At 65.0% G+C, this 14,812-nt stretch carries 12 protein-coding genes; 9 read left to right on the top strand and 3 right to left on the bottom strand.

The genetic code is table 11. The annotated features are described in order from the left end of the window. Positions 1 to 22: 22 nt before the first annotated feature. The 3 genes from purE to purM all read right to left on the bottom strand — a co-directional run bounded on the left by purE (position 23) and on the right by purM (position 2,596). Positions 23 to 514: a 5-(carboxyamino)imidazole ribonucleotide mutase gene (gene purE / locus M1P90_RS17275; RefSeq protein ID WP_483704437.1), complete on the bottom strand. Its 492-nt coding sequence runs from the start codon at positions 512 to 514 to the stop codon at positions 23 to 25. Between the two features lie 251 nt (positions 515 to 765). Continuing rightward, a complete protein-coding gene (locus M1P90_RS17270; RefSeq protein ID WP_483704435.1) occupies positions 766 to 1,512 on the bottom strand; it encodes a phosphoribosylaminoimidazolesuccinocarboxamide synthase in 747 nt (248 codons plus the stop codon). Positions 1,513 to 1,585: 73 nt separating this feature from the next. Next, a complete protein-coding gene (gene purM, locus M1P90_RS17265) occupies positions 1,586 to 2,596 on the bottom strand; it encodes a phosphoribosylformylglycinamidine cyclo-ligase (protein ID WP_483704433.1) in 1,011 nt (336 codons plus the stop codon). 328 nt (positions 2,597 to 2,924) lie between these two features. Here purM and M1P90_RS17260 point away from each other — a divergent pair, with 328 nt between their 5' ends. From M1P90_RS17260 to glpK, 9 genes are all read left to right on the top strand, one after another. Beyond that, on the top strand, positions 2,925 to 4,331 hold the full coding sequence (locus M1P90_RS17260; RefSeq protein WP_483704431.1) for an LCP family protein: 1,407 nt from the start codon (positions 2,925 to 2,927) through the stop codon (positions 4,329 to 4,331). 41 nt (positions 4,332 to 4,372) lie between these two features. Next, positions 4,373 to 6,007 carry a Kelch repeat-containing protein gene (locus M1P90_RS17255; RefSeq protein WP_483704429.1) on the top strand — a complete coding sequence of 545 codons (1,635 nt, stop codon included), beginning with the start codon at positions 4,373 to 4,375 and terminating at the stop codon, positions 6,005 to 6,007. Between the two features lie 605 nt (positions 6,008 to 6,612). Next, the gene (locus tag M1P90_RS17250) at positions 6,613 to 7,131 is read left to right on the top strand and encodes a GNAT family N-acetyltransferase (RefSeq protein ID WP_483704427.1); all 519 of its coding nucleotides are present in this window, start codon (positions 6,613 to 6,615) and stop codon (positions 7,129 to 7,131) included. A 92-nt stretch (positions 7,132 to 7,223) separates the two neighbouring features. Then, positions 7,224 to 7,901, top strand: a complete 678-nt coding sequence (locus M1P90_RS17245; RefSeq protein WP_483704425.1) for an alpha/beta hydrolase — start codon at positions 7,224 to 7,226, stop codon at positions 7,899 to 7,901. Between the two features lie 120 nt (positions 7,902 to 8,021). Next, positions 8,022 to 10,001, top strand: coding sequence for a sigma-54-dependent Fis family transcriptional regulator (locus tag M1P90_RS17240; protein ID WP_483704423.1), 1,980 nt, complete (start codon positions 8,022 to 8,024; stop codon positions 9,999 to 10,001). 675 nt (positions 10,002 to 10,676) lie between these two features. Beyond that, complete coding sequence (locus M1P90_RS17235) at positions 10,677 to 11,390, top strand: MIP/aquaporin family protein (RefSeq protein ID WP_483704421.1); 714 nt, start codon at positions 10,677 to 10,679, stop codon at positions 11,388 to 11,390. 73 nt (positions 11,391 to 11,463) lie between these two features. Then, positions 11,464 to 12,465 carry a dihydroxyacetone kinase subunit DhaK gene (gene dhaK, locus M1P90_RS17230; protein WP_483704419.1) on the top strand — a complete coding sequence of 334 codons (1,002 nt, stop codon included), beginning with the start codon at positions 11,464 to 11,466 and terminating at the stop codon, positions 12,463 to 12,465. Between the two features lie 83 nt (positions 12,466 to 12,548). Next, positions 12,549 to 13,190 carry a dihydroxyacetone kinase subunit DhaL gene (gene dhaL, locus M1P90_RS17225; RefSeq protein ID WP_483704417.1) on the top strand — a complete coding sequence of 214 codons (642 nt, stop codon included), beginning with the start codon at positions 12,549 to 12,551 and terminating at the stop codon, positions 13,188 to 13,190. Between the two features lie 95 nt (positions 13,191 to 13,285). Then, positions 13,286 to 14,782 carry a glycerol kinase GlpK gene (gene glpK / locus M1P90_RS17220; RefSeq protein WP_483704415.1) on the top strand — a complete coding sequence of 499 codons (1,497 nt, stop codon included), beginning with the start codon at positions 13,286 to 13,288 and terminating at the stop codon, positions 14,780 to 14,782. The last annotated feature ends 30 nt before the right edge of the window (positions 14,783 to 14,812 follow it).

Here is a 14,812-nt window from a genome sequence, read left to right as displayed (position 1 = left end):
AGCATTTAGCACTCAACATTTCCTAACCATCGCGCGGGTCGGGCTGATCGAGCACGCGCTGCGTTTGCCGGGCACGGAATTCGTGCAGGGCCGCGCGGATGGGCGGGTACTTGTTCGCCAGGATGGCGGCTGCCAGCAGCGCAGCGTTGATCGCCCCGGCGCGGCCAATCGCCAGCGTGCCAACCGGAATGCCAGCCGGCATCTGCACAATCGACAAGAGCGAGTCCATCCCCTTCAGCGCCTTCGACTCGACCGGCACGCCCAGCACGGGCAGCGCGGTTTTGGCGGCGGCCATGCCCGGCAGGTGCGCCGCGCCGCCCGCCCCCGCGATGATCACCTCGATGCCGCGCGCCTCCGCGCCGCCCGCATACTCGAACAGCAGCTCGGGCGTGCGGTGCGCCGACACCACGCGCACTTCGAACGGCACGCCCAGGTCTTCGAGCGTCTGCGCGGCGTGCGCCATCGTCTCCCAATCCGACTTCGAGCCCATGATGATGCCGACAAGTGCTTGCATAAATTCGCTGTCTCCGTCAGGGAGAACCAAGAGCCAAGAACCACAGAACTGCGGAACCGGCGTATTGCATACGCCCCGGGAACCACGAAGGCACGAAGGGAGCCGAGAACCGAGAACCACAGAACTACGGAACCGCAGAACCAAAAACGCTTGAATCATGCGGAATACGTTAGCCACAGAGAACACCGAATTTTGACCATCCAACTCTGTGCGCTCTGTGCGCTCTGTGGCTCAATCTTTGGCACTCAGCTTTAGGCACGCCACCCGTCCGTCAGGCCCGCCACGGTTTCGTACAGGTCGCGCACCTGCGCCAGCCCGGCCTCGTCGACCTGCTGCATGTTGCGGTAGACCTGCTTGTCGAGCATGCGATCTTTCTCGCCGCCCGGCCACAGCCGCCACGAATCGTTGTCGATCATGTCGGCCACGATCAGCGCCCCGCCCGCGTCGCGCCCAAACTCGATCTTGAGATCGACCAGCGCAACATCCTGCGCGGCCCAGGCCGCTTCCAATGCGGCAAACACGCGCCGCCCATCACTGATCATCTGCTCGACCTCGGCGGCGCTGGCAATGCCCTGTGCGGCGATCTCGCCCTCGCTGATCTGCGGGTCGTGGCGCGCATCGTCCTTCAGGAAGAACTCGACCAGCGGCGGGTCGAAGCGCGTGCCTTCGGCGGTGGCGGGGTTGCGCTTCAGAAACGAGCCGGTCGCCATACGGCGCATCACGACCTCAAGCGGGATCATGGCGCAGCGCTGCACGACCATAGTGCCGGGCTCGGGCGATTCGACCAGATGCGTGCGGATGCCGCTGCGGTTGAGCAGCGCAAAGACGTTCGCGGCGGTGCGCCCGCTCAGCGCGCCCTTGCCGTCGATGGTGTTGCGGCGCGCGCCATCCCCGGCGCTGATGCTGTCTTTCTGCACCATCACCGCCAGCGCGTCGTCGCTCGGGTGCGCGTAGATGATTTTGGTCTTGCCCTCGGCAAGTTTCGAACCCATATCCATCTTGCCCTTCTTTCACCACCAAGACACCAAGGCACCAAGAAAAGAAAAACTTGGTGCCTTGGTGTCTTGGTGGTTATACAAGTTGTACCTCAGAGCCCAGCACGACTTCACCGACGAGGCGCGCCTCGGGCAGGAGCGCCAGCGCGGCGTCGGCGGCGGCCTTGGGCAGCACCACCAGCATGCCCAGGCCCATGTTCAGCGCGTGGAAGGCTTCGCGCTCGGCCAGCCCGCCGTCGCGCATCAGCAGCTCGCAGATCGGCGGCACATCCCACGATTCGCGGCGGATCAGCGCGCCCAGGCCAGCGGGCAGCACGCGCGGCAGGTTGTCGTACACGCCGCCGCCAGTGATGTGCGCCAGCGCGTGGATCGGCACGCCCGCATCCCACAGCGCCGCGACTTCGCGCCCATACGGGCGGTGGACCGCCAGCAGCGCCTCGCCAATGGTAGCCCCGCCCAGCTCGGGCGGACGCTCGTCGTAGCGGGTGGCAAACACGCGCCGTGCCAGCGAGAAGCCGTTGGTGTGCAGCCCGCTCGACGGCAGCGCCAGAATTGCGTCGCCAGCCGCAACATCGCGCGGCAGCAGGCGCTCGCGCTCGACCACGCCAACGATTGTGCCGGCCAGATCGAACGCGCCAGCGTGGTAGACATCCGGCATCTCGGCGGTTTCGCCGCCAAGCAGCGCGCAGCCAGCCGCCCGGCAGGCCGCCGCCACGCCGCCCACCAGCTCGGCCACCTGCGCCGGGTCGAGCTGCGCGACCGCGACATAATCCATAAAGAACAGCGGGCGCGCGCCCTGCACCAGAATGTCGTTCACGCAATGGTTGACCAGATCCTGGCCGACCGTGTCGTAGCGGCCCAGCGCGCCAGCCACCAGCGTCTTCGTGCCAACGCCGTCGGTGGAAGCGACCAGCACCGGGCCGGGCGTGCCCTGACCCAGCGCGGCCCCAAGATCAAAACATCCGCCGAACGCCCCCAGGCCGGCGAGAACGGCGCTGGTATGCGTTGAGCGGACAGCATCGGCCATCAGTTGCGTGGCGCGCGTGCCGGCGGCGATATCGACGCCAGCCTGTTGGTAGGTGGTCACAAAATCGGCTCCTCCGCGTGCTTGTGGTTCGCAGCGCAGAGTATACCATAGCTTGCGCCGCGCCCCAGTTGAAACGGATGTGATGAACCTTTCCAAGCACGCGGGGCTGAAGCCCCGCGCTATGGAGCGACGCCCGCTGAAGCGGGCTTGCCACATGCCGTACAAGCCCGCTTCAGCGGGCGTCGCTTCGAAGCCCGGTCGTTTACGGCCGGGCAGGCGCGAATGCCAACCACGCACCATACCTTGCGCCGCGCCCCAGTTGAAAGCGCCGCGCGCGGCTGGTATAATCGCACGCGACACGACATCAACGCACGTCAAAGGACTACACGTGGCAACACCGCACCCCGCGCCGCGCCGCCCTGCCCGCAGCTGGCGCAAATGGCTGCCATTCGCCATTGGCATGGCTATTGGGCTGGTGCTGTGCGGCGCAGGGATATTCTACCTGCGCACCAACCAGGCGCTTGATCATATTCAGCAGCCCGACGCGCGCCGCCTGCCGACGCCAACGCCGCGTGGAATTATCGACCGGATTATTGGCGGCGGCGAGCTCTACCCTACCCAGCCGCCCCTGCCCGACGCGCTGCGCGAGCCATTCACCATGCTGCTGATCGGCGTCGATCTGCGCCCCGACCCCACCGAAGGCGTGCGCAGCGACACCCTGATCGCGGTGCATGTCGACCCGGTGGCGAAATGGGCCTCGATGCTGTCCATCCCGCGCGACTCGGTGGTCTATGTGCCGCACCTGGGCTACGCCAAAATCAATTCGGCCTATGGGCATGGCTACGCAAACGCCGCCGAGCTGTATGGCGATGGCACCACGCCTGAGGCTGGCGGCTCGGCGCTGGCGGCCGAAACCGTGGAAAAATTCCTGGGCGTGAAGATCGACTACACCGCGCAGGTCGATTTCCACGGCTTCGAGGCGCTGGTCGACTCGATTGGCGGGGTGCTGGTGGATGTGCCCCGGACGCTGCTCGACCCCGAGTACCCGACCGAAGACTACGGCGTCGAGCGCGTCTACATCCCCGCTGGCGTGCAGGTGCTGAATGGCCGCAACGCGCTGATCTACGCCCGCTCGCGCCATTCCAGCAACGACTTCGACCGCAGCAAGCGCCAGCAGCTCGTGCTGCGCTCGGTGCTCGACCAGGTGCGCGCGCGTGGCCTGCTGAATAATGTGGCCGCGCTGCCCGAGTGGGCGGCGGTGCTGGAAGACAACGTCCGCACCACCCTGCCAATCGGCGATCTGGGAATGATCAACGGGCTGGCCGGGCTGGCGCGCGAGCTGCGCGGCGACCGCGTGCTGCAATTCAGCATCAACCCGCTCGATGTCGCTATTGCACAGGAAGACAGCTCCGATATCTACTGGGATGAGAATGACGTGGCTGCGCTGGTGGCTCAGTGGCTGGCTGGCCCGCAGTCCGCCGAGCTGCGCGGCCGCATTCAGGTGCTGAATGGCGCAGCCGTGCAGGGCATCGCCGGGCGCGTCAGCACCTTCCTGAAAGATAAGGGCTTTGTGCTCGCCACGCCCGGCCAGGCTGAACAAACTTACGCGCATTCCATGATCATCGACTACACTGGCCAGCCCGAAACGCGCCAGCACCTCGCCGACGTGCTCGGCATCGACCCGCGCTACATCACATCCTCGCCCCCCGCCGATGCGCCAACCCCGCTCGCGCGCACCGACATTGTGCTGATCGTCGGGCAAGACTACCGGCCGGCCTGGGCTGGCGAAGAATAGCGCCAGGGCGCAGAGCCATGCCCTGACTGGAGGAGGCACCCATGCGCAAGCGCCAATGGCTGCTGCCTGGCACGATCCTTCTGATGCTGCTCGCGCTCCCGCACTCCGCACGCGCGCTGGGCGGCTGGCAGCCCGCCGCTGCCATGCGCGGCCAGCATTCCTTTGCGAAAGCAGTTGTTCTTCCCGATGGCCGCGCACTCATCCTTGGCGGCGCAAACACCGCCGCCACCGAAGTCTACGACCCACGCGCCAATAGCTGGACTTCGGCCGGCGATATTGAAAACAGCCTGGGCACGCCAGTTGTGCTGCGCGATGGCAGCGTGCTGGTGTCGGGCGGGCGTCCGCTGCTTAGCCCGCACGGCGTTTTTGCCAGCGCGCTGCGCTTCATCCCGGCGAGCAATACCTGGCAGCCCGCTGCGCCAATGGGCCACCCGCGTGCCGGCCACACGCTCACACTGCTGCCCGATGGGCGCGTGCTCGCCGCTGGCGGCATCGACCAGATTGCCGACACGGGCATTCGCACCAACAGCACCGAAATCTACGACCCGGCGAGCAATAGCTGGAGCCCCGGTCCGGCGATGGGGCAGGCGCGCGCCGGCCACACCGCCACCTTCCTGGCCGATGGGCGATTCCTGTTCGTTGGCGGCGATGATGGCGACAGCACGGCCGAAATTTACACCCCGGCCAGCAACAGCTTTGCGCCCGCCGCCGCGCCGCCACGCTCGCGCGCCGAGCACACTGCGACATGGCTGCCAAATAACACCGTGCTGGTGGTTGGCGATGGCACAGCCGACATCTACGACCCGGCCAATAACACATGGCGCGCAGCTGCCCCAATGCTGACGGCACGCACGGGCGCGCAGCACAGCGCCACGCTGCTGCCCAGCGGGCAGGTGCTGGTGGCCGGCGGCTGGCTGCAAAGCAATGGCGGCGCGCAGTTGCACATCCTCGCCAATGCAGAATTGTACGACTGGCAGATCGACCGCTGGGTCGTGACTACGCCGCTCCGCACGCCGCGCGCCGGGCATATCGCCCTTTCGCTGCCCAACGCCCTGCTGCTGGTGGCTGGCGGCTACAGCGACGGCGGGCGTGGCCCGCTGCCCGGTGGCGCAAACGGCGTCGACCTGACCAGCGCCGAGCTGTATGGCGACATCGCCGCGCCCGAACAGTGCTTCAGCGAAACGAACTTCTGCGCGCGCGGGCCATTCCTGCGCTACTGGCAGGCGCATGGCGCGCTGGCGATCAACGGCTACCCGATCAGCAATGAGTTCACGCAGGTGCTGGAAGACGGCAACGCCTACACCGTGCAATATTTCGAGCGCGTGCGCATGGAATACCACCCGAACAACGCGCCGCCCTTCGACATTTTGCTTGGGCAGTTTGGTCGCCGCCTGCACCCGGCCGACCCGCCCGCGCCACAAATGGCCGGCGCAACCTACTTCCCCGAAACCGGCCACAATGTGCGCACGAGCTTCCTGCGCTACTGGCAGCGCAATGGCGGCCTGGCGCAGTTCGGCTACCCGCTGAGCGAAGAGTTCACCGAGACGCTGGAAGACGGCCAGCCCTATGTGGTGCAGTATTTCGAGCGGGCGCGCTTTGAACACCACCCCGAAAACCCCGCCCCGTTCGACGTGCTGCTCGGCCTGTTCGGGTGGCGCATCCTGGGCGGCGGGTGAGAGGGTGACACGATGACGGGATGAAAGGGTGAAAGGGTGAAAGGGTGAAAGGGTGAAAGGGTGAAAGGGTGAAGGAGCGAGCGCAGAGCGTATGACAGTCGGCAGTTTGCAGTTGGCGGGCAGCTTGAGAGATGAGAAATAGCCAGATAGCGTCCTTCGATACGCGCTGCGCGCTACTCAGGATGCCATAGTCGTGTTTATTCGTCGTCCTTCGCCGGTGGTGGTCGTCGTTCGTCGTTCGCAGGCAACCTGAAACCTTCAAACCTGCAACCTGGAACTTCTAACGTGGTTGTCGTCGTTCGCCGTTCGTTGGCAACCTGAAACCTTCAAACCTGCAACCTGCAACTTCTAACGTGGTCGTCGTCGTTCGCCGTTCGTTGGCAACCTGAAACCTTCAAACCTGCAACCTGTAACTTCTAACGTGGTTGTCGTCGTTCGTCGTTCGCCGGCAACCTTGAACCTGCAACCTTCAAACTTTCAAACCTGCAACCCTTTGCGTTCTTTGCGTTCTTTGCGGTGAATAATACTGGCCTTCGTTCGTTTGCAACCTGAAACTTTCAAACCTGCAACCTGAAACTTTCAAACCTGATAACAAGGAACCCGCTATGCTCACTATCGATACCGCACGCCTGCACTTACACCCCTGCACCGTGGCTGCGGCGCAGGCCGCCAGCACCGACCGCGCCGCCCTTGAAGCGCAGCTTGGCGTGCGGGTGCCAGAAGAATGGCCCGCCATCGATCTGCAAGATTTCCTGCCGGTCTACGGCCAGATGGTGGGCGAAGCCGCCGCCAATGCCGGCTGGGGCATCTGGCTGATTCTGCTGCCCGCCGAAGGCACGCTGGCCGGCGACATTGGCTTTAAAGGCCCGCCCGACGCGAATGGCACCGTCGAGATCGGCTATAGCGTGCTGCCGGCGTGGCAGGGGCGTGGGCTGGCAACCGAGGCGGCGCGCGCGCTGGTGGCCTGGGCGCAGGCGCAGCCGCGCGTGCGGCGCGTGGTGGCCGAGTGTCTGGCCGACAACCCCGCCTCAGCCCGCGTGCTTGAGAAGGCCGGCTTCCAGCGCAGCGGCCAGCGCGACGACCTGCTGCTGTGGGAAATGCCGCCGGGAGCTGTGGTACAATAGCGGCGCACTTCTCCGCTACAATTTTTTAACCTTTGTGGGCATCAGGCCGCGCGCCTGGTGCCATTCGCCGCTTGTAATGGTGAAAGAAAGGCATGACCACCAAATCAACGCTGGCGCTGGTCCACCTCACGCAACAGCCGCGCCGCCGCGGCGACGGGCCGCCGCCACTGCTCCTGCTCCTCCACGGCTATGGCAGCAACGAGGCCGACCTGTTCGGGCTGGCCCCCTACGTCGACCCGCGCTTTCTGGTTGTCAGCGCGCGCGCGCCCTACACGCTCACCTACGGCAGCTATGCGTGGTTCGAAATTGGCTGGACGAACAGCGGAATCACCATCGACGCGCGCCAGGCCGAGGCCAGCCGCAAGCTGGTGCTTGAATTCCTGGGCGCGGCAATCGACACCTATGGCGCCGACCCCAGGCAGGTCTACCTGTGCGGCTTTTCGCAGGGCGCGATTTTGAGCGCGAGCGTGGCGCTGACCCAGCCCGAGCTGGTGGCCGGCGCGGTGCTGATGAGCGGGCGCGTGCCCGACGAGCTGAAGCCGCTGATCGCGCCGCCCGAGCGCCTGGCAGGCAAACCCTTCCTGGTGGTGCATGGCGTGCGCGACACGGTGCTGCCGATTCAGAATGGCCGCGCCAGCCGCGCCATCCTTGAGAAGTTGCCAGTCGACCTGACCTATAAGGAATACCCGATGGCCCACGAGGTCAGCTCGGAAAGCCTGCAGGACGTGACCAACTGGCTCCGCACACGGCTCGACGACGGCGCATCCTGACGGAACGCGACCCGGCGCGCCGCTGCGCCATTGCTTCCCCACACAACGGCGTGTGGCTCCCTCGCCCCCACTGCCCCGCACTTCGCGCTATAATGTGCGCGAAACCGCCGACCCACACCTATGACAGCAAACGACCAGATTTTCCAGGAATGGCGCGCCTTTCTGCACAGTGGCGCGTGTGACGAAACGGTGATTGCGCCGCCGATTGTGCGCTCGTGGCAGCGCAGCGTGGCCGCGCGCGTGAACCCCGAGCGCAGCGCCGCCAGCTCGCCGGCCGCCTGGGCGCTCAGCCCGGCCCAGCAGGCGCTGCTCACGCTGGTGCGGCCCTACATGGAAGATTTGTACCAGTTTGTCGAAGGCTCGGGCCTGGCCGTGCTGCTGGCCGACGCCAGCCCGCTGGTGGTGGAAGCGCTGGGCGACGCGCCGATGCTGGCGGCGCTGCGCGACCACGGCCTGCTGCGCGGCGCAAGCCTGCGCGAAGACCAGATCGGCACGCTGGCGCTGAACCTGGCCTTGCACGAAGCGCTGCCCTGGCAGACGCGCGGGGCCGAACACTTCTGCGCGGCATTCCACAGCTTTGCCTGCTCGGCCGCGCCCATCTTCGACGTGGGCGGGCAGGCGATTGGCCTGATCGGCGTGCTGGGGCCGAATGACGCCGCGCACGCCCACACGCTTGGCATGGTCATTGCCGTCACGCAGGCGATTCAGGCGCAACTGCGCAACAACATGCTGCTGGCCGAAACGAATGACCACCTGGCCGAGCTGAATGCCGCAATCGAGGCCATGAGCGAAGGATTGATCCTGCTCGACGCGCAGGGCCACCTGAGCAAAATCAACTCGCGCGCCGGCCAGCTGCTGGGGCTCTCGCCGCGCAGCGCGGCCGGGCGCATGCTCGACGAGCTGATCGAGCTGCCCGCGCCACTGGCGGCCGCGCTTGAGCGCCGCCGCGAGATCAGCGACCACGAGCTGCTGTTTCCCGGCCGCAAAGGATCGGTGGCGGCGCTGTGCAGCGTGCGGCCCGTGTGGGATCGCAGCCGGCGCTACCTGGGCGCGCTGATCACCCTGCGCCCATCCGACAGCGTGCAGCGCCTGGTGCAGCGCGTGGTTGGCGCGCAGGCGCGCTTCTCGTTTGCCGACATTGTGGGCGAAAGCAATACCATGCAGGTGGCCGTGCGGCACGCGCGCGTGGCCGCGAATTCGCCCGCGCCGGTGCTGCTGATGGGCGAAACTGGCGTGGGCAAGGAATTATTTGCCCATGCCATCCACAATGCCAGCGCCCGCGCCGAAGAGCCGCTGGTGGTGCTCAACTGCTCGGCGGTGCCGCGCACGCTGCTGATGGGCGAATTATTTGGCTATGAAGGCGGGCACGCCAGCTCGCCGGAAGGCCGGCCCGGCAAGCTGGAGCTGGCGCACGGCGGCACGCTGATGCTGGAAGATGTTGGCGCGCTGACGGTGGAGGCGCAAACCAGCCTGCTGCGCGTGATCGAAACGCAGCACCTCATCCGCATGGCTGGCCAGCGCGTGGTGCCCGTGGACGTGCGCCTGATCGCCACCAGCAGCAGCGATCTTGAGCGCGCCGTGGCCGACGGCCGCTTCCGCCACGAATTGTTCTACCGCCTGAGCGTGCTGTCGATTGAGATCCCGCCCTTGCGTGCGCGCGGCGACGACGTGCTGCTGCTGCTCGACCAGATTTTGGCCGGGCTGGCGCGCCGCCTGGGCCGGCAGGTGTTGTTCGCGCCCGAGGCGCTGAGCGCGCTGTGCGCCTACCCCTGGCCCGGCAATGTGCGCGAGCTGGAGTCGGTGATTGAGCGCACGCTGCACCTGAGCGAGAAAAGCGTGCTGGCGCTGGCCGACCTGCCGCCGGCAATTGCGCAGGCGCTGCCCGCCGGGCTGGCCCCGCTGCCCGACAGCCGCCTGTACGACCGCCACGCCGCCGCCGAGCGCGAAGCAATTGTGCGGGCGGGCCGCGAGTCGGCCGGGCACCTCGGGCACATGGCCGAGCGCCTGGGCATCAGCCGGGCGACGCTGTGGCGCAAGATGAAGCTGTATGGCCTGACCAAAGATCACTTCTGGCAGGCGGCCAGCACCCCGCCCCGCTAGACGCGCCACATCCCCAACTGTTAAGCGTTTTTTATGCCACGGGCGCATAGTACCTCCGGCACGGGCGGCGGGGTTTGCGCCAGCATCAGGCCTGTGCTTGAAACAAAATGTTTCAGTATTGCAATACATTTATTTCATACCACTGCGGAATCTGCCCTTGACTTTATTTAAACATGTGATACGATTTCACCACAGATGCGACCTAGCCATATAGCCCGAAGCACCTTGCGGTGCATTGAAATGCGCTAATCGGCGTGGCTGTGTCTGAATTATCCAGGTGGGTTTGACGTGCAACGGGGCGCTGTCGGTACTCGCGCTGGCATCCACATGTAGCAATGCCCTCACACCAGCACCTGTTTTGCGCCTAGAGAACAACTCGTTCCTCGCCATCCGAGCACTCGGCCAGGCGTGGTTTTGATGCGCCCCTGGGGTGAATAGCCCGGGCGTATGCCATGTGTATTCTTTACACATGAGCGTTGCCGTGCCCGAATGGCGAAGCCGACGGCCAACACTGCCGCACTGAAGTCGTACAGAAAGGAGGCATCGCGGTGCTGCGCGCGACAGACTGAAGGCGCAGCAAAGCTCTGCACCTCGCCGCGCCATGCTGCGCGGACAGATCAGCGATGATCTGCATGGACACACAGGTTTTCGTGTCACTTTTAAAGGAGAAACAGTATGTTCCTCGCCGAGATGTTCGGTACAATGGTGCTCATTCTGCTCGGTGATGGCGTTGTCGCCAACGTGCTGCTGAACAAGTCGAAGGGCCAGAACGGCGGCTGGATCGTCATCACGGCCGGTTGGGCGTTTGCCGTTATGTGCGGTGTCTTCACGTCTTCGGCGCTGGGCGGGCCTGGCTCGCTCAATCCGGCCGGCGAGATCGCCGGTATTGTGGCAGGCGGCGCGGATCCGGCCGTCGCGATTATGAACATTCTGGGGCAGTTCGTTGGCGCTTTTGTTGGTGCTGTGCTGGTCTACCTGGTGTATCTGCCCCACTGGGCCGAAACGCAGGATAAGGGCCTGAAGCTGGCCGTGTTCAGCACCGGCCCGGCCATCCGCAACACCGGCGCGAACTTGCTCACCGAGGCAATCGCCACCTTCGCCCTGATCTTCATCGTCAACTCGATCTTCAAGGCGGCTGGCTCGACGCTGCCGGGTGGTTTGGGACCGTATCTGGTCGGCGCGCTGATCTGGGGCCTGGGCCTGAGCCTCGGCGGCCCAACCGGGTACGCCCTGAACCCGGCCCGCGACCTCGGCCCGCGCATCGCGCACTTTGTGCTGCCGATCCCCGGCAAGGGCGACTCCGACTGGAGCTACTCGTGGATTCCGGTCGTCGGCCCGATCATTGGCGCGATCGTCGGCCTGATTCTGTTCAAGGCGCTGGCAGGCTAAAACTGTAGGGGCGCGGCGCGACCGCCCGATGCGTTCGCGTCGGTGCCTCTTCCGCTCAAAGGAGATACTTGCAGTGAAGAAGCTGATCAACTCGCCCGAAGGCGTGGTCAAAGACGCGCTGGCAGGCATCGCCGCCGCCCACGGCAATGTGGTCACGGTGCACTACGACCCCGACTACATTGTGCGCGCCGACGCCCCGGTGAAGGGCAAAGTCGGCATTATTTCCGGCGGTGGCAGCGGCCACGAGCCAATGCACGGCGGGTTCGTTGGCAAAGGTATGCTCGACGCCGCCTGCCCCGGCGCGGTATTTACCTCGCCCGTGCCCGACCAGATGCTGGCGGCTACCAAGGCGGTCGATGGCGGCGCGGGCGTGCTGCATATCGTGAAGAACTACACCGGCGACGTGATGAACTTCGAGATGGCGGCAGAATTGGCCGCCGCCGAAGGAATCGAGGTTGCTGCTGTTGTGACCGACGACGATGTGGCGGTGGAGAATAGCACCTGGACGGCCGGACGCCGTGGCGTGGGCGTGACGGTGCTGCTGGAGAAGATCGTTGGCGCGGCGGCTCAGGGCGGCGCAAACCTGGCCGAGTGCAAGCGCATTGCCGAGAAGGTCAACGCGCAGGGGCGCTCGATGGGTATGGCGCTCACCGCCTGCACCGTGCCGCACGCCGGCAAGCCCGGCTTCGAGCTTGGCGACGACGAGATGGAAGTTGGCATTGGCATCCACGGCGAACCGGGACGCCGCAAAGAAAAGCTCGCCAGCGCCGCCGAAATCGCGGGCATGCTGGCCGGCCCAATCGTCGACGACCTGCCCTTCCAGAGCGGCGACAATGTGCTGGCCTTTGTGAATGGCATGGGCGGCACGCCCCAGATCGAGCTGTACATCATGTACAACGAGCTGGCCAAGATCCTGGGCGAGCGCGGCATCACGATCACGCGCAACCTGATTGGCAGCTACATCACCTCGCTCGAAATGGCGGGCTGCTCGTTTACGCTGCTCAAGCTCGACGACGAGCTCACCACGCTGTGGGATGCGCCGGTGAACACGCCAGCGCTCCGCTGGGGCGAATAAGCAGGTAGCGGCTTGCAGTATGCAGTCGGCAGTGCCATACTACTGCGAACTGCATACTGCGAACTGCATACTGGAGGCGAAGGATGCGCATCACAGCCGAAAATGTCATTAAATTCATCGAAGGCGTCGCCGCGCGAATCAAAGAGCACCGCGACGAGCTGGTGCAGCTCGACCAGCCGATTGGCGACTCGGATCACGGCGTCAACATGGATCGCGGCTTTACCACCGTGCTCGACAAGCTGCCAACCGTGGCTGATAAAGACATCGGCACGATCCTGAAAACGGTTGGCATGACGCTGGTGTCCACGGTTGGCGGCGCATCCGGCCCGCTCTACGGCACGGCGTTTATTCGCGCGGGCATGGCGCTGGCCGACCGCTACGAGCTGACGCCCGCCGAGGTGGTGGCCGCGCTGGAAGCCGCGCTGGAAGGCATTCAGGCGCGCGGCAAGGCGCAGCGCGGCGAAAAAACCATGATCGACGCGATTGCGCCGGGCATCGATGTGCTGAAGGAGGCACAGGCCAGCGGCGAGGATTTCCATTCCGCCATGCGCCGCTCGGTCGCCGCCGTCGAGGCTGGCATGAAGGGCACCATCCCCATGCTGGCAACCAAGGGCCGCGCATCGTACCTCGGCCAGCGCAGCATTGGCCACCAGGACCCCGGCGCGACCTCGGCATTTTACATGGCCCAGGTTATGCTGGAAACAATCGAAGGCATTGAGGAATAATTTACGATTTCAGATTTTGGATTTACGATTTTTCGTTGCTACGGCAATCGTAAATCGCAAATCGTCAATCGTAAATCGACAAGGAGGTCACACTCATGGCAAAGTATGCCGCCGCTATCGACCAGGGAACCACCAGCACGCGCTGCATGATTTTCGATCATGAAGGCCGCGTCGTATGTTTCGACCAGAAAGAGCACGAGCAGATCTTTCCCAAGCCCGGCTGGGTCGAGCACGACCCGATGGAGATCTGGGAGCGCACGCAGAGCGTGATCCGTGGCGCGTTGTCCAAGGGCAATATCGACCCCAAGGACATCGCCGCCGTCGGCATCACCAACCAGCGCGAAACCGCCGTGGTGTGGGACAAAACCACCGGCAAGCCGCTGTATAACGCAATTGTCTGGCAGGACACCCGCACCGACACAATCATCAATGAGTTCGCCAAGGACGGCGGGCAGGATCGCTTCCGCGAGAAAGTCGGCCTGCCGCTGGCAACCTACTTCTCCGGCCCGAAGGTCAAGTGGATTCTCGACAATGTCGATGGCGCGCGTGCAGCCGCCGACCGTGGCGACGCGGTGTTTGGCAATATCGACACCTGGGTGCTGTGGAACCTGACCGGCGGCGTGAACGGCGGCAAGCACTACACCGACGTGACCAACGCCAGCCGCACCATGCTGATGGATCTCAAGACCCTCGACTGGGACGAAGAGATCATGAAGATCATGGGCATCCCGCGCTCGATGCTGCCCGAAATTCACTCGTGCAGCGAAGTGTACGGCGAAGCGGTCGGCGCGCTGGCGGGCGTGCCCGTGGCTGGCATCCTGGGCGACCAGCAGGCCGCCACTGTCGGCCAGACCTGCTTCGGCGTCGGTGAGGCCAAGAACACCTACGGCACCGGCTGCTTCATGATCCTCAACACCGGCGAAGAAATGGTGCCCTCGAACAGTGGCCTGCTCACCACGCTGTGCTACAAGATGGGCGACGCCAAGCCAGTCTACGCGCTGGAAGGCTCGATCGCCATCACCGGCGCGCTGGTGCAGTGGCTGCGCGACAACCTGGGCATGATCTCGAACAGCGCCGAGGTCGAGGCGCTTGCCGGCACCGTGCAGGACAATGGCGGCATCTACTTCGTGCCGGCCTTCTCGGGCCTGTTCGCGCCCTACTGGAAGTCGAGCGCGCGCGGCGCAATCGTCGGCCTGACGCGCTACGTCAACCGTGGCCACATCGCCCGCGCCGTGCTGGAAGCGACTGCCTGGCAGACGCGCGAAGTGCTCGACGCGATGGAGAAAGACTCGGGCGTGAAGCTCACCGCGCTCAAGGTCGACGGCGGCATGGTGTTCAACAACACCCTGATGCAGTTCCAAAGCGACGTGCTGGGCGTGCCGGTCATTCGCCCGGTGGTGGCCGAAACAACCGCCCTCGGCGCAGCCTACGCCGCCGGCCTGGCGACGGGCTTCTGGAGCAACCTGGAAGACCTGAAGCAGAACTGGCAGGTCGACCATACCTGGGAGCCGAAGATGGACGACGCAACCCGCGACGAGCAGTACAAGATGTGGAAGAAGGCGGTCACGCGCACGTTCGATTGGGTTGAGTAGGATTTGCGTTTGCGGTTTACGGTGGGCGAT

Source organism: Kouleothrix sp. 19917 (genome assembly GCF_057073505.1).
The sequence above is the reverse complement of the archived record's forward strand: the minus strand, read 5'-3'. Positions and strand labels throughout refer to the sequence as shown.